The following is a 23,200-nucleotide window of genomic DNA, read 5'->3' on the forward strand; positions in this document are numbered from 1 at the left end:
CCCAGCCCCGGCGCTGCACGCGCTGGGGCTTTTCCATGCCTGTCAGGAGCCCACGTTGAGCAGATTGATCGATGCCTGGTACAAGTTGCTGAACGTGCTGATCGTCCTCACCGTGGTGATCCTGATCATCCCGGTGATGCTGCAGATCCTGTCTCGCTTCACCGGCTTCATCCCCCGCTACATCTGGACGGAGGAGATGGCCCGCTTCTTCTTCATCTGGATGGTGATGCTGGGCGCGATGGTGGCGGCGCGTGACGGCACGCACTTCGACGTCGATGTGTGGCCGGACCTCAAGCCGCGCGCCAACGCGCTGCTGCGGCTGGTGTCGTCGCTGTTCATGCTGCTGACGGCCATCGTGTTCCTCTGGTGGGGCGTGCAGTTCACCTCCTTCGGCTGGTACCAGACTTCCGAGATCGCCGACCTGCCGATGTGGCTCATCTTCATCGCGTGGCCGCTCTTGGGCGCGACCTGGCTGCTCTTCATCTGGCAGGGCTGGGTGCGGGATGTGCGTGTGCTGAAGGAGGAACAAGCATCATGATGTCGGCCACCCTCACCCCGGGCATGGCGGCCATCGTGCTGTTCGGCGCCTTCTTCACGTTGCTCGTGTTGCGCGTGCCGGTCGCCGTGTCCCTCGCACTGGCCTGCCTGCCCGTGCTGCTGTTCGAAGACCGGCTGTCGCCCATGGTTCTCTTCAACGAGATGTTCAAGGCCTACAACTCGTTCATCCTGCTGGCGGTGCCCTTCTTCCTGCTCACGGCCAACCTGATGAACGTCGGCGGTATCACCGATCGATTGGTCACGTTGTCGCGAACGATGGTCGGCAACCTGCCCGGTTCGCTGGCCCAGATCAACGTGCTGCTGTCGGTCTTCTTCGCGGGCATCTCGGGCTCCTCGACCGCCGACGCGGCGAGCCAGGGCAAGATCTTCATCGAGGCGCAGGTCAAGGAAGGCTACGACCTCAGCTTCTCCATCGCCATCACTGCCGTGTCTGCGGTACTGGCGGTGATCATCCCGCCGTCGATCCTGATGGTGGTGTGGGGCGGTGTGCTGTCGGTGTCGATCGGTGCGCTGTACCTGGCGGGTGTCATTCCGGGGCTGCTGATCGGGCTGGCCCAGATGCTCACCGTTCATGCCTACGCGAAGATCCGCAAGTACCCGACCTACCGGCGGGCCACGCTGCGCGAATTCATCTCTGCCGCGGCGATTTCGGTGCCGGCGCTGATGACGCCCTTCATCATCGTCGGCGGCATCCTGCTGGGCTGGTTCACGCCCACCGAATCGGCCGCGGTCGCGGTGGTCTACGCCGCGGGCCTGTCGCTGCTGTTTTACCGCGAGATCACGTCACGCCAGCTCTGGGACGCGCTGCTCGACACCGGGAAGCTCGCGGGCGTCGCGCTCTTCTGCGTGGGCACCGCGTCGGTGTTCGGCTGGCTGCTGGCGTACTACCAGATCCCGAGGGCGCTGCTGCAGGGCGTGCAGGCGTGGGGGCTCGGCATCGTCGGCGTCGGCTTCTTCGTCGCCTTCGTGTTCCTCGTGGTCGGCTGCTTCCTCGACGCCATCCCGGCGATCATCATCGTCGGCACCACGCTGCAGCCGCTGACCGAGGCGGTGCACATGCACCCGGTCTCGTTTGCGATCATCGGCATCGTGGCCCTCGCCTTCGGGCTGGTCACGCCGCCGTATGGCATGTGCCTGATGATTTCCTGTGCGATTGCCAAGGTCCGGCTGCGCTATGCGCTGAAAGATACGATGATCATGCTGGTGCCCATGCTCCTGGTGCTGGCGATGCTGATCATCTGGCCTGAGATCGCGCTGATCCTGCCCAGGATCGTGTCGCCCGAGTTCCTGAAATAAGCCCACCCCCGATCGCCTGCGGCGCGCCCCCTCGAGGGGGCGCACCCGGCGGCCCGGCAAAGCCGGTTCCGCGGGTGCCCACGAACAGACAGATGCGCCAGCGTTATGAATAAATCAAGTGCTCCTTCCCGGATGACCAGCTTCTCGCGTTTGCCTGGTTTCGGAATCGAAGCCGGGGACATCGACCTCGCCGCGCTGACCGATGAGCAGTTCGCGGAACTCGAGCGCGCCTTCTATGAACACCACGTGCTGGCCGTGCGCGCACAGTCGCTCAGCGCTGCGCAGTTCGTCGCGTTCGCGCGTCGGCTGGGACCGCCGCAGCCGCACGTCATCGACCAGTTCCATCACCCCGACGACGCCAACATCCTGATCCTGTCGAACGTCAAGGTCGATGGCCAGCCCACCGGGTTGCAGGATGCCGGCAGCTACTTCCACACCGACTACTCCTACCTGCAGGTGCCGGCGCGCGCGACCACGCTGTATTCGCGCGTCGTGCCGAAGGTGGGTGGGAACACGTTGTTCGCCGACCAGCAGGCGGCGTATGACGATCTTCCTGAAGCGATGAAGCGGCGAATCGAGCCGCTGCGCGCGATCCACCACTACGGCAATCGCAACGACCTCGACGAAAGCAGCCGAACCGTGGCGTCGGTCCTCAGCGTCGAGCAGAAGGCGAAGATGCCCGTCATCACGCACCGGATTGCGCGCCCGCATCCGGTCACTGGCCGGAAGGCGCTCTACGCCGTCTCGGGCAGCTCGTTCGGCATCGTCGGCATGCCCGAAGACGAGGCGCGCGATCTGCTGGATGAACTGGCTGCGCATTCGACCCAGCCGCGCTACCAACTGAGCTTCCGCTACGGGCCGGGCGATGTCGTGGTGTGGGACAACGCGGCCCTGCTGCATTCGGCGACGCTCATCGACCCGGAGGATGCGCGCACGCTGTGGCGCGTGACGGTGCTGGAGCCGGCACCAGATGCGGTCGCGCCGGAGGTGCTTGCGCAGTCGTTTGCTGCGCCCGGTTGAAGCGGTAGCGTCTTGAGCCTGGCGCGCATCCGGAGTGCGCGAGGCAACGTCGGCGCTTGTTCCGCCATTCGGATGACGTCAAGAAATGTCGACGCTTGATCAAGCGACTGACAGTTGCTTGCACGGCCGCTGCCATGCGGCGCGTGTCCAACTTACCAAGTCCAGCGCAGGCCCGCCCGCCCGCCCCAGCCGTGCCCGCCACCGCTGTCCAGCGAGCGGTTGTAGTCGACCGAGCCGAAAGCCGTCAGGTTGCGCGCAAGGCGGCCCGACATGCCCACGCCGACCTGCGCCCAGGTCGCGCCGAGCGGCGCGGTCAAGGCCACTGCGTTCAAGCCCTGGAGGTTGGTGAAGGTGGTGGTCGCGTCGGAGCCGAAGGCATGCCAGACGTTGAAGCGGGCCCAGGCCGTGTAGCCGCTGGCGCCCTCGCCCATGCTGCGCGTGAGGCGCGCGCCCAGGCGGGCATAGCCGGTGTTGGTGTCCCCGAATGCGACGCCGCCGCGCAGGTCGCCACTGTCGTCCAAGCGCGTCCACTGGTAGACGAGTTGCGCCTGCGGCTCCAATGCCCAGCCCGGCCCGAGCGCGAAGGGATAGCCCGCCTCGATCGATGCGGCCGCGCCCCATCCCTGCGTCCGCAGGTCCTCGCCCAAAACCGAGTGCGTCTTGACGCTGTCGTAGCGCGTGGCTTGCAGTACGCCGTCGACGTACCAGCCCGAGGCGCCCTTGCGCGTCCAGTAGCCGCCCAGTGAATAGCCGTACATCGATGCCGTGCCGGCCTTGCCGCCGTAGACCCCGTCGACATTGCTGTCGATGTGGCCGATCGCCAGGTAGGTGCCCGCCACGTCGCTCTGGCCGGTGCCGTCGACGGTGCGAAGCAGGTCGACGCCTGCCTGCATGCCGGCCTCGGTGAAGTCGTAGGACGGGCCCCTGCGGCTGAAGTCGTTCAAGCGGTCCGCGAGACCGGCGGCGCCGCGGTTGTCCGCCTGGCTGCTGGCGCCGAAGACACGCGCCCAGGTGCCCTTGCGCCGCTGGGCTTCGGTGGCCGGGTCGACGTTGTCTTCGCCCGCGCGGTCGTGGTAGGTGCCGAGCATCGCGATGCCAAGGCGGTTGGCGAGCAAGGGCAGCGCCATGTCGAGCGGTACCTCGACGCGGTAGTTGGGGAGTTCCAGCGTCGTGGCGGTCGCTGGCGCGGGTGAGGATGGCGCGGGCGCGGGCGGTGGCGCTTCGCCGGTGGGTGGAGCCGGCGGTGCTGGTGCTGGTGCTGGTGCTGGTGCTGGTGCTGGTGCTGGTGCTGGTGCTGGTGCTGGTGCTGGTGCTGGTGCTGGTGCTGGTGCTGGTGCTGGTGCTGGTGCTGGTGCCGGTGCCGGTGCTGGCGCGGGCGCGGGTGCGGGTGCGGGTGCGGGTGCGGGTGCGGGTGCGGGTGCGGGTGCGGGTGCGGGTGCGGGTGCGGGCGCGGGCGGCGCAGGTGGCCCGGGCGCAGGCGGCGGTGGGGCCGCCGGCGGCTCCGCGGGCGGTGGCGGTGGCGCGGTCAATGTCGTCCGCAGGAACCAGCTGTTCGCGTTGCTGGCCCCTCCCCGGTTCAGCTGGTACTCGTACGCGCCGGCCGCCAGGCGGTTGCCGAGCGTGAAGGCATCGGCATTCGTCGTCCCGCCATTGGCCGCGTCGACCACGAGGATGCCGTCGCCCGTCGTGAGCGCGCCACCGCCGCCGACGTTGGTGATGCGCATGGCCGAGGAGCCGGTCGCCGTGCCGCCATTGATCACCAGCTTGTCCGACGGCGAGTTGTCCGCGCCGAGGAAGGTGTTGAGCGCCAGCAGGCTGCCAGGCAGGCCGTCGTAGCTGCCCACGGTCAGCGTGTTGCCTGGCAACCCGTTGGTCGCACCGATCTGCACGAGACCGGCGTTCTGCAAGATGCCGTTGATGGTGAAGCCGCCATTGCCGCCGGCCAGGACCGCCGGCTTCGCAAGCGCCGCGAGCGACTTGCTGCGCGCCACGCTGGCAGCCGTTGCGGTGGCGGCATCCGCGATCGCATCGGCCACTTTCAGCGTGCCGTTGTTGACCACGTCGCCGGTCACGCTGCCGTAGCCACCCAGCGTGGCGCCGGCGGCGACCGTGACCGTCCCACCGCCGCGCAGCGTCGCCGCGGGACTGGTCGAATCCCCTACGACCAAGGTGCCCGCGTCTACCGTCGTGCCGCCGATATAGGCGTTCGGGCCCTGCAGGATCAACGTTCCCGCGCCTGTCTTGGTCATCGCGCCCGCGCCCGTCATGCCTTGCTCGATCACCGCCTGGAAGCCCTGCGTGTCGAGCGTGGCCCCGCCGGCCCGAATGTTGATCGGCCGCGTGCTCGCCAGCTCGAAACTGCCCAGCCATTGCAACGCGCCACCATTGAACGTGATGCCCCCCGTCGGCGCGCCGAGGGCACTGTCCGCACCCACCGCCAGCACGCCCTGCTGGATCGCCGTGCCGCCGGCGTAGCTGTTGCCGCCCACTGCACCGGGCGCCAGCGTCACGGTGCCCGCGCCCTGCTTGACCACCACGCCGGCGCCGGAGATCGCGCCCGCAAAGGTCAAGTCGCTGGAGCGATTGAAGGTCAGTGCGCCGTCGTTGGCCACGTCGCCCACGATGCTGCCGGTGGCGCCGCCGTTGCCAAGCTGCAAGGCACCGGCGGGCGCGATCGTCGTGTTGCCGGTGTAGGTGTTGTCCGCCGTGAAGATCGTCGTGCCGGACAGAACGTTGACGGTGCCGTTGCCGCTGACGACCGGCGTGAATTCGTAGCTGCCCGAGGTGTGGTTGAAGTTGACCGTGGCCGTGCCGTCGCCCAGGCTCAGCGTGGGCGTGGCGAGCGTGCCGGGTGCAGCCGGCGCGCTGCCCTGCGCCGCACCGATGTCGAGCGTGCCGACCGAGCCGGGAAAGTAAGCCACATAGGTCGCCGGCGCACTGACGACGGCACTCTCGCTGATGGTGAGCGTGCCCGTGCCGCCATTGCCGATCGTCAGGTCCGGACCGGTATTGACCCAGCTCGAACCCGCCCCGGTCACGAGCGCATTGCCCCGCCCGCCGGCAACACGGCCGACGAAGCCTTGCGCGCTGGTCACCGTCGCGCCACCCGACACCACGAGCGAGCCCGTGCCAGTGCGCGCCACTTCGAAGGTCGAGTCGCTCACCAGCGCCGAGCCGGCGCCCGTGACCTGCACTGCGGAATTCGCATCGGCGTTCTCGCCGATCACGAAGCTGCCACCGCGCGCGAGACCGCCCTGGTCCACCGTCATCGTGGAGGTTCCCGACAACAGGCTCAGGAAGTTCGTGGTCGTCCAGCCGGAACCCGCGCCCGTCACCTGCAACGTCGCGTTGCCACCGGGCTGCCCCGCGGCCAGCGCGAAGTCGCTGCGAACCGTACCGCCGTCCGAGACCGTCAGCGCACCCGCGCCGAAGTTGCCGATCGTCATGCCGCTGCCGGTCGCCCAGGTCGATCCGCTGCCCGTCACCGTCGCGGCGCCTTGCGAGCCGGCGCCGTCGCCGAGGACGCTCACCAGGTTGTTCACCTGGCCCCCGCCTTCGATGCGCAGCGTGCCTCCACCGACCCGCACCGTTGCCGCCGGCGAGTTGATCGCGCCGCGCACGTTCAGCGTGCCGCCATCGACGGTGGTGTTCCCGGTGTAGGTGTTCGCGGCCGTGAGCGTCGTCGTGCCAGTGCCGGACTGGCTCAGGGTCCCCGACCCGCCGATCACGCCTGCGTAGGTGAACGCGTCGCTGCGATTGAAGACGACGCCGCCGTTGTCCGTGATGTTGCCAGCCACCGTGCCGCTCGCAGTGCCGGTGCCGATGTGCAGCTGGGTGCCCGCTCGCACCGTCACCGGACTGGTCAGCGTTCCGTTGACGCGCAGCACACCGCTCTCGACCTGCGTGTCGTTGAACGCGCCAGTGCCCGACCAGGTCCAGTCCGTCCCCGTCATCCGCAGGGTTTCGAAGTTGGCAAATGCGTTGGTGGCTGTGCCTGCGCCTTCGAGGATCACGCCGTCGGTGCCCGTGCCGCCATCGGCCAGTCCTGTGATCTGCGAGCCCGTCCGCAAGGTCAGCGTGTCGTTGCCGGCGCGCAGGTCGATCGCGGTGCCGACGTCGCTGCGGATGACGCCGGAATTGATCAGCTGTTCCTGCCCGTTCACGCCGCGCACTGCAAAGCTGCGCTCGCTGATGATGGAGCCCGTGTTCTCGATCCTTGCGACGAAGCTGCCGCCCGTCGTGTTCGACAGGACGCCGTCGGCGTTGATGCCCGATGCGCGGATCGTGCCGCTGTTCAGCAGCGTGTTGTTGTTGCCCTGCATGAAGACGCCGAAGGCGTCCCGCCCTCCCACCAGCAGGTCGCCGCTGTTGAAGAAGGTGCTGTCGCCGTCGTCCGCGCGCATGCCGTTGCCGCGCTGGCCACTGGTGTTGACGGTGCCCTGGTTGATCAGCACGTTGCCCGCGCCGGCCAGGATGTAGAGTCCATGCGCGCCCGTGCCGCTGACGTTCAGCGTGCCCACGTTGCGCAGCACGTTGCCGGTGCTGCCGGCGACTTCCATCGCGCTGGAACCGATGCCGCTGGCGGTGATGACGCCGCCGGCCACGTTCTCCAGCGTGTTGCCGGCGCCGCCGGTCACGAACATCCCGTAGGCCCGGTTCAGCGTTTCAGAACTGCCGCCCGACGTGGTGATCGATCCTGCGTTGGTCATCGACGAGTCGCTCGCCTCGATCAGCAGCATCCCGTGCGAGGCCTGGCCCAACGTCGTGATCGTGCCGTCATTGCGCAGCACATGGCCGACCCCGCCGCTGGCCGCAATGCCGAAGGCTTCGTTGAGGTTGGATTCGATGACGCCGGTGGCAGTATTGGTCAGGATGCTGCGGTTCGTCTGTTGCGCGTACATGCCCGAACCCTGGAAGGTGTTCAACGTGATCCGCCCGGCGTTGATCATCTGGTTGTCGTCGGTGGTGGAAGCGATCAGGCCGGTGGCGAGGTCGCCGTTGACGTTGATCACCCCGCCCAATTCGTTGCGCATCACGCTGTTGGCCCCGATGCTCGCGAAAGTCAGCGCGTTGAACCCGGTGGCTGCGAGCGTCCCGAAGTTGCGCAGCGTGCTGTTGGCCCCAAGAGCGACCACGCCGATGGTTTGCGCGACCGGTTGAATGCTGCCGAAGTTGTTGAGCTGTGCGCCCGGACCCAGCGTGATGAGGTTGCCGGTCCCGCTCCCGGTGATGACGGCATCCGCGTTGACATCGACCGTCACCCCGGAAGCCGCGGACGCATCCAGCGGCGTGGTGGTGAGGGCAGGTCCGCTGCAGGTCACCGTCTGGCCGTCGGCGGGCGGATTGGGCAGGCAGTCCGCCCTCGCAGGCCTGGAACCCATCGACGCCAGCGTGCCGGCGACGAAGTACGCCGACATGGCGGTGAAGGGAGCAAGCCGCTGTCGACCCGCGCGGGCGGTCCGCTGCTTCCGCGCAGGCATGAATGGGCGCAAAGACATTGGCAAGGTCCTTCGTTGTCATACCCACCTTCGCACCGGCCCGATTCTCTGATCGCCGGGGCGGCCTTTCTATCACCCTGTCCTGCGCTTGCGCAAGCGAAGGGCCGTGCGGTACACAGGGAACGACTTCTTCCTACGAGGGATCCGAATGTGTTCCTGCGCACGACCGGATCGCATGAGCACACGATCGAAAAAATGAAACACCCGCTGGTCCGCCGCCCTTTCATCGCCCTCGTGGTCGCACTGTCGGCACTGGCCGGTTGCTCCTCCGCGCCGCAACGCGAAGCGCAATGGATCGACCCCGCCATCGGCACGCAGTCTCGCCTCCTGAAGGGTGAGACGGTCCTCATTGCATGCGACGCCTACGATGTTGCCGTGCTGCGCATCTGCCAGGACCAGCTGTACCGCGAGGTCCTGGCCAAAGGCGCAAAGCCGGTGACAGTGCCTGCGGGAACCGTGCTTCTCAAGGATCGCGAACTGGATGGACAGTTGGTGGCCAGCGCGCAAGCCTTGGGCGCCAGGGCCGTTCTCACCATGACCCTGACGCCGGCCACCTCCAGCGGAGGGTCCGGTGTGTCGCTGGGCATCGGTGGATTCAGTTTCGGAGGCAGTGGCGGCGCGGGTGTGGGACTTGGCATTCCGATCGGTGTAGGCAACCCGACCACCGGCTTTGCCGCCAATGGTCGCGTGACGGACGTGCGCACCAACCGCATGGTGTGGACAGCGACCCTCGTGGCCGCACCCTCTGCAGACCTCAACGCGCAGTTCGGCAACTTGTCGCGTTCCATGCTCGATACCGCGCAGAGTGCAGGCCTGTTCTAGGGCGGAAGCGCTCATCCGGATCACGCCCCGGCAGCCACTCCCATGTGGATGATTCGAATCGGCACGCGCTGCGTATCGCACGCAGCCTGATCCGCCGCGATGAACCTGCTCGACCTGATCCAGTGGCCTGCCTTCGCGGCCTCGGTCGCGGCGGCCTGGATGGTTGGATCGAATGCCAAGGCCCGCCGCAACTTCGGCTTCTGGATCTTCCTGCTCAGCAACCTGCTCTGGGTGGCCTGGGGTCTCCACACCGGCGCGTGGGCCTTGATCGCATTGCAGGTGTGCCTGGCAGCCCTGAACATCCGCGGCCTGGTCAAGACGGAGCCGCCTGCATGACCGAACTCGCCGACCTCTTCGCGAGGGAGTTTCCTGTGTGGCACATGGTCGTGCGCGGCACGGTGGTCTACTGGTTCCTGCTGCTCGTCTTCCGCTTCGTCCTGCGCCGGGATGTCGGTTCGATGGGCGTGGCGGACCTGCTGTTCGTGGTGCTGGTGGCCGACGCCGCGAGCAATGCCATGCAAGGCGAATACAAGTCGATCAACGACGGACTCGTGTTGCTGACGACGCTCATTGCGTGGAACTTCGGCCTGGACTGGTTGAGCTTCAGGTTCGCGTGGATCGCGAAATTCCTCGAACCGCAGCCCGAGGTGCTGGTCCGCCATGGCCGGGTGAACCGCAAGGCGATGAAGCGCGAAATGATCACGATGGAAGAACTCGAAGGCAAGCTGCGCGAAGGCGGCGTCGAATCGCTCGCCGACGTACGCATCGCCCGGCTGGAAAGCGACGGCAAGCTGAGTGTCTTCACCATCGACGGGCGCAAGCTCGGCGACGACGTGCAGGAAAGCGGGCCGCCGGGCCGCTGAGCCATGCGATCGCGGGACCGCTTCCTGGCTTTCTGGCTATGCCTAGCCTCGCCCCAGCTTGCCCACCGCCTCGGTCAGCGCCTCCAGCGACACCGGCTTGCTCAGGTGCACGTCGAAGCCGGCGGACTTCGCCTTCTCCAGGTCCTGCACCCGTCCGAAGCCGGTGATGGCGATCGCCGGCCAGCGCGCGGCATGCGGCATCTGGCGCAGCCGGGTCATCAACTCGAAGCCGTCCATGCCGGGCATGCCGATGTCCGAGATGACCAGATCGAAGGCGCCCTGCGTTGCAATTTCCAGCGCCTCGGGACCATTCGTCGCGGTGGTCACGCTGGCGCCTTCGCTGCGGAGCAGCTCCGCGAGCGTCTCCAGCGTGTGGAAGTCATCGTCCACCATCAGGATGCGACGGCCTGAAAGGGCCTGGCTCGCGACCAGCTGGAAGCCTTGCGCGCCATTGTCGAGCGCGCCCTCCAGCAACGGGAGCCGCACCCTGAACACGGACCCCTTGCCAGCGCCTTCCGAATCGGCCTCGACGATGCCGCCATGCAGTTGCGCCAGGCTCCTGACCAGCGCCAGGCCGATGCCCATGCCACCCTCGCGCCGCGTGGTGGGCTTGTGGTCGCCTTGCTGGAACATGTCGAACACCTGCCCCAGAAAGGCCGGCTCGATGCCGCGGCCACTGTCCTGCACCTCCAGCAGCGCCCAGTGGCCGTCGCGGGTCAGGCGCACCTGCACCGTGCCACCCGCAGGCGTGAACTTGAGCGCGTTGCTCACCAGGTTCCAGAAGATCTGCTCGACCCGCACCACGTCCGCGAAGATGGCCAGGTCCTCGGCTTCCAGCGACACGGCCACCTTCTTCGCCTCCGCGTCCTTGCGCATGGCGTCGACGATCCGTTCGATGATCGGCAGCCACTTCACCGGCGAACGGCTCAAGGTCAGCTTGCCGGTCTGCAAGCGCGACAGGTCGAGCAGGTCGTCGATGATCTGCGCCTGCGCATGGACGGTCCGCCGGATGGTGTCGACCGCTCGCGACAGGCGCGGCACGACCTGCACCTCGGGCGAACGTCCGATCAGCTCGGTGCTCACCATGATGAGGTTCAGCGGGTTCTTCAGCTCGTGCGACATCACGGCCAGGAATTCGTTGCGCAGGGCATGGGCTGCCTCGAGTTGCAGGCGCACCTGCTTCTCGGCCGCCAGGAGATCTTCGCGCTGCCGCTCCAGCAGCCGCCGTTCGGTCAGGTCCCGGGCGATCTTCGCGAAGCCCTGCAAGTTGCCTTCGACCAGCGTGGTCGTGATGCCGCTGCAATAGAAGCGGCTGCCGTCCTTGCGCAGGTGCCAGCGCTCGTCGAGCGCGCGGCCGTGTTCCAGCGCATTGCTCAGCTCCTGCTCCGGCATCCTGACGGCACGGTCCTCCGGCACGAAGAGGCGGCGGAAATGCTCGCCCACCATCTCGTCGACGGTGTAGCCGAACATCAGCTCGGCGCCCTTGTTCCAGCCCGTGACGCAGCCGCCCGCATCGAGCGTGATGACGGCGAAGTCCCGGGTGCTTTCCGCGACCAGGCGCAGGCGCTCGTCGCGCGCACGCAATTGCTCCTGCGCCGCACGCCGCTCGGTCACGTCGATGAAGTTGAGCACCGCGCCGTCGATGCGGTCCTCGGTGGTGCGATAGGCCGAGATGCGCAGGAGGTACCAGCGCCCGTCCACGGACGCCACCTCGCGCTCAACCGGCTGCAGGGTCACCAGCACATCAGAAACGTCTTCGGCGAAGTTGCCCTGGTCACGGAGCCGGTGCGTGATGTCGCTCAGCGGCCGCCCGAGGTCCCCCGAGAGGATGTTGAAGACCTTGGCGCTGAGCGGCGTGAAGCCCTTGATCTGCATGCGCCGGTCGACGAACACCGTGGCGATGTTCATCGAGGTGATGAGGTTGTTCAGGTCGTCATTGATCTTGGCCGTTTCCTCGACCTTGTGCTTGAGCTCGAAGTTGACCGTCGTCAGTTCCTCATTGACCGACTGCAGCTCTTCCTTGCTGGTCTCCAGCTCTTCCGTCGCCGAACGAAGCTCCTCGTTCATCGACTGCAGTTCCTCATTGGAGGCACGCAGGGCCTCGCTGGAACTGGCCGATTCCCCGACGCTGCCCTGCAACTCGCGCTGCAACCGCAACACCTCCGCTTCCAGCACGGTGTAGGCGGGCTCAGGTCGGTCGGGGCCCGCATCCGCATCGGGCTGCAGCATGGCATCGACCTCGTCGAAGGCGATCAGCATGTGACCGCCGCCTTGGTCCGCGCCCGGGCTGCCGCGCACGGTCATCTGCAGCACGATGCGGCCCTGCTCGCCTTCGATGGCGACTGGCTTGGCCGCCACGCGCCGGCCGGAGCGGCCTGCATAAAGGATGGCCGGGCGAAGCGCGGACGCCAGTTCGGGGAGCACGACCTCCAGCAGGTCCTGCGAAGGCACGCCGGGCACATGACGCAGATAACGGGACGCGCCCGGGCTGGTGTGCATGATCTTGTGATGGGCGTCGATGACGACGGTGGCGCGGTTGCTGTCATCGAGCAGGCGCTGATGCAACTGCTCCAGCGGCGGCACGGCTGCCGCGGCCCGCTCATTGGCGGCCGCCGCCACACCGGAGCGCAGGGGCAGGAGATCGCTGCGCGGCAAGCGGACGGGGTTGGCCCTGTAGATGCGGTGCTTCTTGTCGACCACGGTGAAATGGTCGCTCGCCAGTTCGGCGGATTCCGCGCTGCCCAGGAACAGCAGGCCGCCCGGGTTCAGCGCGAAATGGAAGACCTCGAGCACTTCGGCCTGCAGGTCCCGCTCCAGGTAGATCAGCAGATTGCGGCAGGCGATCAGGTCCAGGCGAGAGAAGGGAGGATCACGCAGCACGTTGTGCCGGGCGAAGAGGATCTGCTCACGCAAGGCCTTCCTGATCCGGTAAACACCCGCCTCGTCGTTGAAGAAGTGCCGAAGGCGCTCCGGTGACAGGTCTGCAGCGATGGCTTCCGGGTACACGCCCGCCCGCGCCATGCCCAGCGCGCGGTCATCGATGTCCGACGCGAAGATCTGGATGGATGTCGGGGGCGCCACCTCCGGCGCGCATTCGTTGAGCAGCATCGACAGGGAGTAAGCCTCTTCCCCCGTGGCGCATCCGACCACCCAGGCGCGCAGCCCTGCGCCGGCCGACATCCGCCGGAACAGTCCGGTAGAGACTTCCTGCGCGAGAGCGCCGAAAGACTCCGGATCGCGGAAGAAGCTGGTGACGCTGATCAGCATGTCCTGCAGCAGTTCCTCGGCTTCTTGCGGATGGCCCTCCAGGTAATCGCGGTAGCCCTCGAGGTTCTGCTGGCGCGTGACCTGCATCCGGCGCTCCAGCCGGCGCAACACAGTGCCGCGCTTGTAGTGCCTGAAATTGTTGCCGGTCCGGCGTGCCAGGATGCCGATGACATCGTCCAGCGCGGCCTCGGCGCGTGCGGCTGCCTCCTCCGCCGGCTCCTTGACCCGCAGGCCGATGCGACTGGCATCGGGCAGTTCGATGGCCTGCGCGTTCTTCCAGAGCTCGACCAGCTTCGCGGCAATCTCGACCGTGGGCAGCACGAAATCGACCCGCCCCGTGGAGATCGCAGCCAGCGGCATGCCCGAGTACTCGGCCTCGGTCGGCGCCTGCGCGATCGACACACCGCCTTGCGCCTTCACCTCGCCCAGGCCCATTGCGCCGTCGCTGCCCGTGCCGGAAAGAACCACCGCGATCGCGCGCTCCTGATGGGCTTGCGCCAGCGTCCTGAAGAAGAGGTCGATGGCCACCGGACGGCCGCGCTGGCGCTCCTGCGTTTCGACCACCAGCTTGCCGTCTTCCATCACGAGATCGAGCGCGGGAGCGATCACATAGACATGGTCGATCTGGATGGCCAGCGTCCGGTCCACCTGCACCACCGGCATGCGGGTGATGCGCTGAATGATCGCGGCGGCGTGGCTTTCGTGCTCGGGAGACAGGTGCAGCACGACCACGAAGGCCATGCCCGGCTCCCCGGTCAGGTGTTCGAAAAGCTGCAGCGTCGCGGCCATGCCGCCTGCGGAAGCGCCGATGCCGACGACCGGAAATTGCAGGGAAGAGCGCCCTGCCTCGGTGCCGTCATCCCAGTCTGTATCGTTCCTTGCGGGCTGCTGGTTCATGCAGGCTCCTGTCCTCTAGGGATTATGCGCAGCTCCCCGAGTTCCAGGCCCGTCGGCCCTTGTCGAGGAATTTCGCTTGCCTCGACGACGAGGAGTATCGCGGATGCGTCCGACGAATGGCGCGATATCGGCAGTTACCCTGCGCGCACGCCGTCAGGCGGCTTCACCCGGATACGGCGGGACGTGACCGCCCAGGGCGAGATAGCTCGCGACGCTCAGCATCAGGCGCAGATCGATTTGCTCCGGATTCCTCGGGACCACGTCGTAGTGGCACAGCGTGCCCAGGATGTTGCCGTAGCTGTCCATGACCGGCACCCCGCAATAGCTGAGCACGGCCTCTCGCGCAGGATGACTGTTGAGGCGCTCGTCCACCAGCGCATTGGGCGTCTTGAACGGCGCGCCGCTTTCCCGCACAAAGCAGCAATAGGTGGCGGTGTCCGGGACCTCGGTGGCAGTGAGCGCGCCCGGGTCTTGCCGGTCATAGTGAACGGCGGCGCTTGCCTTGCCGTCTTTGAAGCGCCAGATGCCGATGAAGCGGTAGTCGGTCTTCATCAACAGCATGGCGAGCGCATCGCGCAAGCCTTGCGACTTGAACGTGACAACGAAATCGGCGAACAACTGGTTGGCAGTGGGGCTCATGAAAGGGGGGGTCAACGCGGTATGCGATTCTGGAGCAAGCGCGGGCGCCACCGCGCTGATGCACAAGCGCGAGGCGCACCATGCGCCTTCCTCCTGCAAGGCCTCTACGCGCTCAGTCGTGGTCGTCGGGATGTGGCGAGTTCTGCGCCCCTTCGGATTTGACGGTGCCCTCCTCGGCATGCACGTCGGCGACACGAGCCTGCGCTTCCGTGCGGGCCTGCTCGATGAGGGCCTTGGCTTCTTCTTCCGTTGCTTGCGGGGCGGTGGGTTCGGTCATGGCGGTTCTCCTTGATGGATGTCGAGCAGCTTGCCGTGGCCCTGGCAATTTCATGTCGGACGATCGCCTGGAAAGCGTGGCCGTTTACGCCGGGCGACGACATGCCACCGGGCGTGGCCGCCTACCGCGGCAGTTCGCCTTGGCCCACACGGGGCGTCCAGGCGCGCATGCACCTTGCGATCGTGGCGACGGCTTCTGGCCGGTGCGACCCGCAGATTGATCAATGCCGGAGAACTCCCCATGGGCAAGGCCGAGGTCGCAGGCGCATTCGCCGTCGTCACGAGAGCACCATCGCCCATCATTCCGTCGACAGCGCTCCAGCCCGGCGTCCTGTTCGTGCATGGGTGGGACAGCGACAAGGCGCATTACCAGGATCTTTCGGACGAGATCGCGGCACTGGGGTGCGTGTGCCTGACTTTCGACATGCGTGGGCATGGCGACGATGCCGAGGCCCATCGCGACGTGAGCCGTGAAGACAACCTGCAGGACGTCCTGGCCGCGTACGACGCCCTGGTGCGAACGGGGCTGGTCGACCCCGAAGCCGTTGCGCTCATCGGCACGAGTTACGGCGGCTACCTGGCCGCGATCGCGAGCAGCCAGCGCCGCGTGCGCTGGCTCGCGCTGCGCGTGCCGGCGCTCTATCCCGACGCGCAGTGGGACGTGCCCAAGAGCCAACTGGACCGGGAGGCGGTGGCGCGCTACCGCAGCCGCAGGGTCCGGCCCGAAGGCAACCGCGCGCTGATGGCCTGCCAGGCCTTCAGGGGTGACGCGCTGGTCGTCGAATCCGGGCGCGACACGGTGGTGCCGCATCCCGCGATCGCGAGCTTCGCCTCGGCGCTGAGGAACGCGCATACGCTGAGCCACAGTTGCATCGACAAGGCCGGCCACGAACTCTCGGCGCGGGAATGGCAGAAGGCCTACGAGACGCTGCTCACCGCCTGGATCAGCAAGCAACTGTTGCGCCAGAGGGGCGCCGCCACCGTGGGTTCATGAGCTGCAAGTCCTGCTCTGTAGGCGTCCCCGCCCACGTCGCGGTTCGCCGGCGGCCTATACGCGATGCGCCCGTCGCAGGCAATGCTGACCTCTCCCACCCGACGGACGGAGATGCCCCAAGGGACTGCAACATGCCGCTTCCAGTCTCGACCCCATGCCATCTGGCGTTGCGTATGGTCTCGGCAAACTGAAATCAGCGAGGACACCATGAAGCTGAAGCAGCTCTACGAACTGTGCCGCGACGCGGTCATGGCCTGGATCGACGACTACGCGCCCAGCATGGGCGCCGCCATCTCCTACTACACCATCTTCTCGCTGGCGCCGCTGCTGGTGATCGTCATCGCGGTCGCGGGCGCGATCTTCGGGCGCGAGGCGGCGCAGGAGCAGATCGTGGCACAGATCGGCGACCTGGTCGGGAAGGACGGCGCGACGGCCGTGGAAGCCATGCTGCGTGCGGCGGCCGATACCGACAAGGGCCTGATCGCAGGCGCCATCAGCGCGGTGGTGCTGCTGGTCGGCGCGACCACCGTGTTCGCGGAATTGCAGAGCGCCCTCGACCGGATCTGGCATGTCCCGGAGAAGGAGAAGCCATCCGGTGTGTGGGCCGTGCTGCGCGCGCGGTTGTTGTCCTTCGGGCTGATCCTGGGGGTCGCCTTCCTGCTCATCGTGTCGCTCATGGTGAGCGCGGGACTGGCGGCCTTCGACAGTTGGTTCGGCGGCCTGATGCCGGGCTGGGAGACACTGATGCAGGGTCTCAACCTGCTGATTTCCTTCGGCATCATCACACTGCTCTTCGCAATGATCTACAAGCTCATGCCCACCGCGAAGATCGCGTGGCGCGATGTGTGGGTCGGCGCCGGCGTGACTGCGCTGCTGTTTGAACTGGGCAAGCTGGGGATCGGCCTGTACCTGGGCAAGAGCGGCGTCACCGAGGCCTTCGCGGCTGCCGGCTCGCTGGTGGTGCTGGTGGCATGGGTCTACTACGCGGCGCAGATCTTCCTGCTGGGCGCTGAATTCACCAAGGTCTATGCCGATGCCCACGGCTCGCTCGCCGGACAGAAGGCAGTGGCAGCGACCGCAATTGCGGCGGATGTCCAGGCCGCCGGTACGTCGCAAACCGAGCTTGCGCGCGCTGCAGGCGGCGGCGTGCGCACATTGGCCGCCGATGTTCCGGACTACGCCGGGCTCGCACGCGTGGCAGCGACCCAGAGGGAGGTGGACAACCGGGTGGCGCTCGCCACGCGCTCATTGACACAGGACCTGGCGATGCTGGCCGTGGTCTCGCTTGCCAATGCGTTCACGCGCAGGCGCATCCGCCGGCAGAAGAAGACGGCGAAGCAGTTGGGGTAGCAGGGTACGGCCGACCCGGTGCGCATTGACTCGGCCGGTAGAAGCTTCGCGAACTCATTCAAAGATCCTCGATCACCAGCGCGCGATAGCGCTGTGCCATCGAGTACGGAACCTGCCGGACTGTCTGCATCATGCGTTCGGCCGATTCGGCGTCCGGCGTCTCGACCAACAACCCATGGTGGCCGTCGAGCGCCAGCTTCGTGTAGGCCCGCACGGTGGCGCCCTCGGTGCCAGCGGAAGGGAGCGGATTGTCAGCGTCAGATACCGTCGGCGTGATCTCTCGCAGGATCGTGGAAGGTTCGAGCAGGAAGACATTGCTCTCCGGCATCTCGCTGGAAAGGCGATCGCCGGTCGTGTTGGCATCGGCTCCATCCGGAAACATCACCAGCGAATAGCCAGTCGGATAGAAGGTGTTGCCGATCATGGACAGCATGCTCGGATCCAGGCTGAATGGTTGCACCATGGCGTGTCCCCAAAAAAAGAAAGAGGATGCCGAGCATGCGCGGCCAGGCGACGGCAGGGGTAGGAAAAGAATCAGTCCGGGCGTCAACGCATGGCGCCTGACGCAGCGAGCGAACCCCACTTCGGCGTGCTGTCCGACCGCAGCGCGCTTCAAAGCCCAACATGCTGCATGGCCGCCGCGCGATCGCGCAGTAGCACAACCAACCTCATTCACGAAGGAACAATCATGGGCATCCTCAGCAACATCTTCAGCAAGATCTTCCCGTCAGCCCACGCGACGAACGCACCCGCCAGCGCCACGCCCGCATCGACCCCGGCGCCGAACACGACCACCGCTGCAACGGCAGCCACCCCCGGCGCGCCCGCGGTCACCCCGATGGCGGAATTGGACGTGGAGCAAATGCTCAACGGCATGGCGCAGAAGTCCGCCGAAAAACTCAACTGGCACACCTCGATCGTAGACCTGATGAAACTGCTGGGACTGGACAGTTCCCTCGCTGCGCGCAAGGAACTCGCGAAGGAACTGCACTACACCGGCGACACCAACGATTCGGCCGCGATGAACATCTGGCTGCACCGCCAGGTGATGAACAAGGTCGCGGCCAATGGCGGCAAGGTGCCGGCCGATCTCAAGGATTGACCGTCAGGCAGCGAGCGCCACGCTGGTTCACCATGGTTCGGCTTCCGCCTCAACCTTCCCAGTCGCCCGTGAACGGAAAGCGCGCGGCCCAGCAGTCCGTCAAGCGGGGTTCGGCGTCGACGCGTCGCACCACTTCGGCCATGCGCGGCGCCTCTCGGTAGAAGCGCAGCCGCCGGGGTTGCCAGCGCGAAACAACAGTGACGTAGAGGTCCAGCACCCCCAGCTCATCGCCCAGCAGGTAACGCGTGCCACGGGGCATCTGCGCGTCCATGATTTGCCAGCACGTGGCGATGCGCTCGGCCGTGCGGTCCCTGATCTCGGCCTGCGCGTGCTCGTCTTCGCTCAGGCGCGATGGTTCGTCCCGAATCCAGTACAGCGCGTAGATGGCGCTGGAGACAAAGCTCATCCAGCGCAGGTACTGGGCACGTCCAGGGTCGCCGGGCTGGGGTGACAGGCCCGCCTCCGGATAGTGGTCGGCGAGCCAGACCAGGATGGCCGCGCTCTCGGTCATGCGCTCGCCCGAAGGCAGCACCAGCACCGGGACTTGTTGCATCGCATTAAGAGCCGCCAGCTTGTCGCGATCGTGCTTGCGCTTCCACGGTGCGACGTTGACCACGTCGACTTGCGCGCCGATGAGGGTCAGCGCCGCATGCACCGGCGTCGCGCCCGTGCCCGGCGCCCCGTAGAGCGTGTAGCGGTCCGCGCTCGCGGCCGCCGCTCCGGAAGGGTTCAACGTCAGGTCCGCCATCTCAACCTCCATCACCTTGTCCCTGCACCGCGCCAACGGACCGACACCCTGCAGCAGAGAAACGCCAGTCAGCCCATCAACTTGTCCAGCGTGATCGGCAATTCACGCACGCGCTTTCCGCAGGCATTGAAGACGGCATTGGCCACCGCAGCGCCGACCCCGGTGATGCCGATCTCGCCGACGCCACGCGCGCCCATCGGCGAATGCGGATCGGGAATGTCGGTCCAGATCACGTCGATCTCGGGCACGTCCATGTGCACCGGCACGTGGTACTCGGCCAGGCTCGGATTCATGATGCGCCCGTTGCGCTCGTCGAACTGCGTCTCTTCCATCAGTGCCAGGCCCAGCCCCATGACGATGCCGCCGCGGAACTGGCTGGCAGCCGTCTTCGCATTGAGGATGCGTCCGCAGTCGAAGGCGCCGAGGAAGCGGCTGACACGCGTCTCACCGGTCACCTCGTTCACGCGCACCTCGCAGAACATGGCGCCGTGCGAATGCATCGACCAGTGCTGCGCTTCCAGCGGCAGCGGCGCGCTGGCTTCCACGACGAGTTCGTCCTCCCCGGCTCGCGCCAGGATCGCGCCATAGGTCTCGAAGCGCGCGGGGTCGTCCACCTTGCCGAGGCCGCCGTCGCGACCGACCACCTCATCGGGCTTCAGGCCGTGCAGCGGCGACGCCTTGCCGACCCGCTTCAGCAACGCGACGAAGAGTTCATGCTGCGCCGCCATCACCGCACTCCCGATCGCCGCCGACTGTTGCGAACCACCGGCCAGCACGACCCCCGGAAACCGCGAGTCCCCGTGGCAGAAGCGAACCTTCTCCATCGGCAGGCCGAGCCGCTCGGCCGTGACCTGCGCCTGCACCGTGGCGGTGCCCATGCCCATCTCATGCGCCGCGACCTCGACCTTCACATGGCCGTCCTGTGCGAGCGTGATGCGGGCCGCGCCGCCAGGCATGCGGTAGTACGGATAGGTGGCCGTGGCGCAGCCCATGCCGACCCGCCACTCGCCTTCGCGACGCGAGCCGGGCACGGCGTTGCGCTGGCTCCAACCGAAGCGCTCGGCCCCTGCACGGTATGCCTCCACGATATGCCGCGCCGAGAAGGGATGGCCCGTGGTCGGATCCTTCTCCGGCTCGTTGCGGATGCGCAGTTCGATCGGGTCCATCTGCATGAGGTGGGCCAGTTCGTCGATGGCGCTCTCCAGCGCGAAGGTGCCCACCGATTCGCCCGGCGCGCGCATGAAGGTGTTGGCCAGCATGTCGAGGGTGGCCACCTCCACGCCGAGCTTGAAGCTGCCGGCCGCATAGGCCGAGCGGGCCGGAAGAATGAAGGGCTCCGGCATGTTGTTGTGCGCGGTCATCGCGACCACGCCGGTGTGGATCAGCGCGTCGAAGCGGCCGTCGGCCTGCGCGCCGAGCGCCACGCGCTGCTCGGTCAGGGTCCGGCCGCCGACCACGCGGTAGACGCCCTCGCGGCTCAGCATGATCCGCACGGGCCGGCCAGCCAGCTTCGAGGCTGCGGCCGCAAGGACGTGGTGCCCCCACAGCGTCTTGCTGCCGAAGCCGCCGCCCACGAAGGGCGAGGTCACATGGACCTGCTTCTCGTCCAGTCCGAAGATTTCCGCCATCGACCAGGCCATGTGCGAGACGGCTTGCGAGGCATCGTGGATGATGAGTTCGTCGCCCTTCCAGGCCAGCGTTGCGGCATGCAGCTCGATCGGGTTGTGGTTGTGTCGCGGCGTGTGATAGACCGCATCCACCTGGTGCGGCGACGCTGCGAGTGCGGCCTCGGCGTTGCCGATCTCCAGCTTCAGCGGCTCGCCCATGAACATGCCGGTTTTCGTGCCCTTCGCCTTGGCCGCCGTGAACGAGGTCGTCGCCGGCTCGATGTCGTAGCTGACCTGGATCAGTGACGCCGCGTGGTCCGCCTGCTCCTGGGTCTCGCCGAGCACGGCGGCGACGGGCTGCCCGTTCCAATGCACCCTGTCGTCCTGCATCACCGGCAGATCGTCGCCCCCGGCGGCCTTGATCTTCGACATGAAGGCCGGCATGGGCTTCATGCGCGGCGCGTTCTGGTGGGTCATCACCAGCACCACGCCGGGCGCAGCTTCTGCGTCAGCGGTGTCGAGGCTCGCGATGCGCCCCTTGGGCACCGTGCTGAACACCAGCGCGGCGTAGACCATGCCCTCCATCGGGAACTCGGCCGCAAAGCGCGCCTCGCCCCGCACCTTGAGCGGCCCGTCGACGCGCGAGATCGGCGCACCGATCAGGCCTTGCTGCCGTGCGATCAGCGGGTCGGGCTTGTTCCCGGGCATCCACGCGTCCGGTGCCATCTCGACGGCCTTCTTCACGACCGCCATGACGGTCTGCTGGATGATGCTCATGACTTGATCTCCATCAGTTCAGCGAGCACGGCGGCGATCGTGCGCTTCGCCAGCTCGACCTTGAATCCGTTGTCCCGCAGAGGCCTTGCGGCGGCCAGCTCCGCCTCTGCCGCTGCCCTGAAACTTTCTGCCGTGGCCGGCTGCCCCCGCAGCGCCTTTTCAGCCTTCCAGGCCCGCCACGGCTTGGGCGCGACGCCACCCAGGGCAATGCGCACGTCCTTGACCGTGTGGCCGTCCACTTCGATGGCAGCAGCCACCGAGACCAGCGCGAAGGCGTAGCTGGACCGGTCCCGCACCTTCCGGTAGGTCGAGCGCGCACCGAAGGCCAGCGCGGGCAGCTCGACCGCGGTGATGAGTTCCCCAGGCTCGAGCCATGTCTCGATTTCCGGATGGTCTTCGGGCAGGCGATGCAGTTCCGCCAGTGGTAGCGTGCGGGTCCCGCGGGAGCCCTGCAGATGCACAAGCGCGTCGAGTGCGGCGAGCGCCACGCACATGTCGGACGGATGCGTCGCGACACAAGCCGGCGAGGCGCCCAGGATGGCGTGCATCCGGTTGAAGCCTTCCGCAGCGTCGCAGCCCTGGCCCGGGTTGCGCCTGTTGCAGCGCGAGCCCGCGTCGTCGTAGAAGTAGGCGCAACGGGTGCGCTGGAGGATGTTGCCGCCGACGGTCGCCATGTTCCGGATCTGGGCCGACGCCCCGGCGACGATGGCCCGAGCCAGCACGGGATAGTGCATGCGCACGGCGCGATGCGAGGCCAGCGCCGTGTTGCGCGTGGCGCCGCCGATCAGCAGGCTGCCATCCGGGCGCTCTTCGATGTCCGCCGACAGGCCCGTCACGTCGACGAGTGCGCCGGGATGCTCGATCGACTCGCGCATCAGGTCCACGAGGTTCGTGCCGCCACCCAGGTACCTGGCGCCAGGCATGCCGCCGAGTCGCAGCGCATCGCCCGCGTCCTGCGCACGCACGTAGGTGAAGGGCATCATGGCTGGGTCCCTCCACAGGTCTCGGCGATCGCCTCGACGATGCCGTTGTAGGCGCCGCAGCGGCACAGGTTGCCGCTCATGCGCTCACGCAACTCATCGTGGCTCAGTGCGATCGTGTCGGCCGACAGATCCGCGGTCACGTGGCTTGGAACGCCCCGCCGCAGTTCGTCGGCCATTCCCATGGCCGAACAGATCTGGCCCGGCGTGCAATAGCCGCACTGGAAGCCATCGTGTTCGATGAAAGCCTGTTGCAGCGGATGCAGCGCACCGTCGCTGGAAAGGCCCTCGATCGTGGTCACGGAGCGGCCCTCGCATTGCACCGCCAAAGTCAGGCAGGAGAGCACGCGCTCGCCGCCCAGCAATACGGTGCATGCACCGCAGGCGCCTTGGTTTGTGCTGGTCTAATTTCCCCGGACACCTCGATAGGTGGCAACCACCTGGAAGAGGAAGATGACCAAGAAGCTACGACGAACATTCAACGCGGAGTTCAAGCTGCAAGTAGT

General features: G+C 67.0%; 17 protein-coding genes and 1 pseudogene. 9 read left to right on the forward strand and 9 right to left on the reverse strand.

What is annotated here, in order from left to right:
• Positions 1-55 precede the first annotated feature (55 nt).
• The 3 genes from WKW82_RS37075 to WKW82_RS37085 all read left to right on the forward strand — a co-directional run bounded on the left by WKW82_RS37075 (position 56) and on the right by WKW82_RS37085 (position 2,874).
• Positions 56-538 carry a TRAP transporter small permease gene (locus WKW82_RS37075; RefSeq protein WP_340348217.1) on the forward strand — a complete coding sequence of 161 codons (483 nt, stop codon included), beginning with the start codon at positions 56-58 and terminating at the stop codon, positions 536-538.
• Positions 535-1,854, forward strand: a complete 1,320-nt coding sequence (locus WKW82_RS37080; protein ID WP_340348218.1) for a TRAP transporter large permease — start codon at positions 535-537, stop codon at positions 1,852-1,854. Before WKW82_RS37075 ends, WKW82_RS37080 begins: the two co-directional genes overlap by 4 nt.
• Before the next feature lie 132 nt (positions 1,855-1,986).
• Entirely contained in the window at positions 1,987-2,874 is an 888-nt protein-coding gene (locus tag WKW82_RS37085) for a TauD/TfdA dioxygenase family protein (protein ID WP_340348219.1), read from the forward strand.
• Between the two features lie 152 nt (positions 2,875-3,026).
• Here WKW82_RS37085 and WKW82_RS37090 read toward each other — a convergent pair whose 3' ends face one another.
• Positions 3,027-8,372, reverse strand: a complete 5,346-nt coding sequence (locus WKW82_RS37090; protein ID WP_340348220.1) for an autotransporter outer membrane beta-barrel domain-containing protein — start codon at positions 8,370-8,372, stop codon at positions 3,027-3,029.
• A 195-nt stretch (positions 8,373-8,567) separates the two neighbouring features.
• Here WKW82_RS37090 and WKW82_RS37095 point away from each other — a divergent pair, with 195 nt between their 5' ends.
• From WKW82_RS37095 to WKW82_RS37105, 3 genes are all read left to right on the forward strand, one after another.
• Positions 8,568-9,194, forward strand: coding sequence for a hypothetical protein (locus WKW82_RS37095; protein WP_340348221.1), 627 nt, complete (start codon positions 8,568-8,570; stop codon positions 9,192-9,194).
• Between the two features lie 99 nt (positions 9,195-9,293).
• On the forward strand, positions 9,294-9,530 hold the full coding sequence (locus WKW82_RS37100; RefSeq protein WP_340348222.1) for a hypothetical protein: 237 nt from the start codon (positions 9,294-9,296) through the stop codon (positions 9,528-9,530).
• Complete coding sequence (locus WKW82_RS37105; protein ID WP_340348223.1) at positions 9,527-10,057, forward strand: DUF421 domain-containing protein; 531 nt, start codon at positions 9,527-9,529, stop codon at positions 10,055-10,057. The genes WKW82_RS37100 and WKW82_RS37105 overlap by 4 nt, the downstream gene beginning before the upstream one ends.
• Before the next feature lie 42 nt (positions 10,058-10,099).
• Here the strand turns inward: WKW82_RS37105 and WKW82_RS37110 are convergent, their stop codons facing one another.
• From WKW82_RS37110 to WKW82_RS37120, 3 genes are all read right to left on the reverse strand, one after another.
• Entirely contained in the window at positions 10,100-14,221 is a 4,122-nt protein-coding gene (locus WKW82_RS37110) for a CheR family methyltransferase (RefSeq protein ID WP_340348224.1), read from the reverse strand.
• A gap of 153 nt (positions 14,222-14,374) precedes the next feature.
• Entirely contained in the window at positions 14,375-14,860 is a 486-nt protein-coding gene (locus WKW82_RS37115) for a GAF domain-containing protein (RefSeq protein ID WP_340348225.1), read from the reverse strand.
• 112 nt (positions 14,861-14,972) lie between these two features.
• Positions 14,973-15,137: a hypothetical protein gene (locus WKW82_RS37120; protein WP_340348227.1), complete on the reverse strand. Its 165-nt coding sequence runs from the start codon at positions 15,135-15,137 to the stop codon at positions 14,973-14,975.
• Between the two features lie 240 nt (positions 15,138-15,377).
• On the opposite strand from WKW82_RS37120, the gene WKW82_RS37125 reads away from it, so the two are divergent.
• Positions 15,378-16,130, forward strand: a complete 753-nt coding sequence (locus tag WKW82_RS37125) for an alpha/beta hydrolase family protein (protein ID WP_340348229.1) — start codon at positions 15,378-15,380, stop codon at positions 16,128-16,130.
• A 207-nt stretch (positions 16,131-16,337) separates the two neighbouring features.
• A complete protein-coding gene (locus tag WKW82_RS37130; protein WP_340348230.1) occupies positions 16,338-17,480 on the forward strand; it encodes a YihY/virulence factor BrkB family protein in 1,143 nt (380 codons plus the stop codon).
• Positions 17,481-17,538: 58 nt separating this feature from the next.
• Here the strand turns inward: WKW82_RS37130 and WKW82_RS37135 are convergent, their stop codons facing one another.
• Positions 17,539-17,943 carry a hypothetical protein gene (locus WKW82_RS37135; RefSeq protein WP_340348232.1) on the reverse strand — a complete coding sequence of 135 codons (405 nt, stop codon included), beginning with the start codon at positions 17,941-17,943 and terminating at the stop codon, positions 17,539-17,541.
• A gap of 225 nt (positions 17,944-18,168) precedes the next feature.
• On the opposite strand from WKW82_RS37135, the gene WKW82_RS37140 reads away from it, so the two are divergent.
• Positions 18,169-18,582 (forward strand): DUF3597 domain-containing protein, encoded by a 414-nt coding sequence (locus tag WKW82_RS37140; RefSeq protein ID WP_340348233.1) that lies wholly within the window; start codon positions 18,169-18,171, stop codon positions 18,580-18,582.
• A 49-nt stretch (positions 18,583-18,631) separates the two neighbouring features.
• Here WKW82_RS37140 and WKW82_RS37145 read toward each other — a convergent pair whose 3' ends face one another.
• The 4 genes and pseudogenes from WKW82_RS37145 to WKW82_RS37160 all read right to left on the reverse strand — a co-directional run.
• The gene (locus WKW82_RS37145; protein ID WP_340348235.1) at positions 18,632-19,315 is read right to left on the reverse strand and encodes a glutathione S-transferase family protein; all 684 of its coding nucleotides are present in this window, start codon (positions 19,313-19,315) and stop codon (positions 18,632-18,634) included.
• A gap of 83 nt (positions 19,316-19,398) precedes the next feature.
• Positions 19,399-21,714 (reverse strand): xanthine dehydrogenase family protein molybdopterin-binding subunit, encoded by a 2,316-nt coding sequence (locus tag WKW82_RS37150; RefSeq protein WP_340348237.1) that lies wholly within the window; start codon positions 21,712-21,714, stop codon positions 19,399-19,401.
• Positions 21,711-22,697: an FAD binding domain-containing protein gene (locus WKW82_RS37155; RefSeq protein ID WP_340348238.1), complete on the reverse strand. Its 987-nt coding sequence runs from the start codon at positions 22,695-22,697 to the stop codon at positions 21,711-21,713. The genes WKW82_RS37150 and WKW82_RS37155 overlap by 4 nt, the downstream gene beginning before the upstream one ends.
• Positions 22,694-23,089, reverse strand: a pseudogene (locus WKW82_RS37160) (2Fe-2S iron-sulfur cluster-binding protein); the annotation flags it as partial. The gene WKW82_RS37155 and the pseudogene WKW82_RS37160, both read right to left, overlap by 4 nt.
• Positions 23,090-23,200 lie beyond the last annotated feature (111 nt).

It is taken from the genome of Variovorax rhizosphaerae (genome assembly GCF_037889975.1).
In the GTDB taxonomy this organism is placed as follows: Bacteria; Pseudomonadota; Gammaproteobacteria; order Burkholderiales; family Burkholderiaceae_C; genus Variovorax; species Variovorax rhizosphaerae.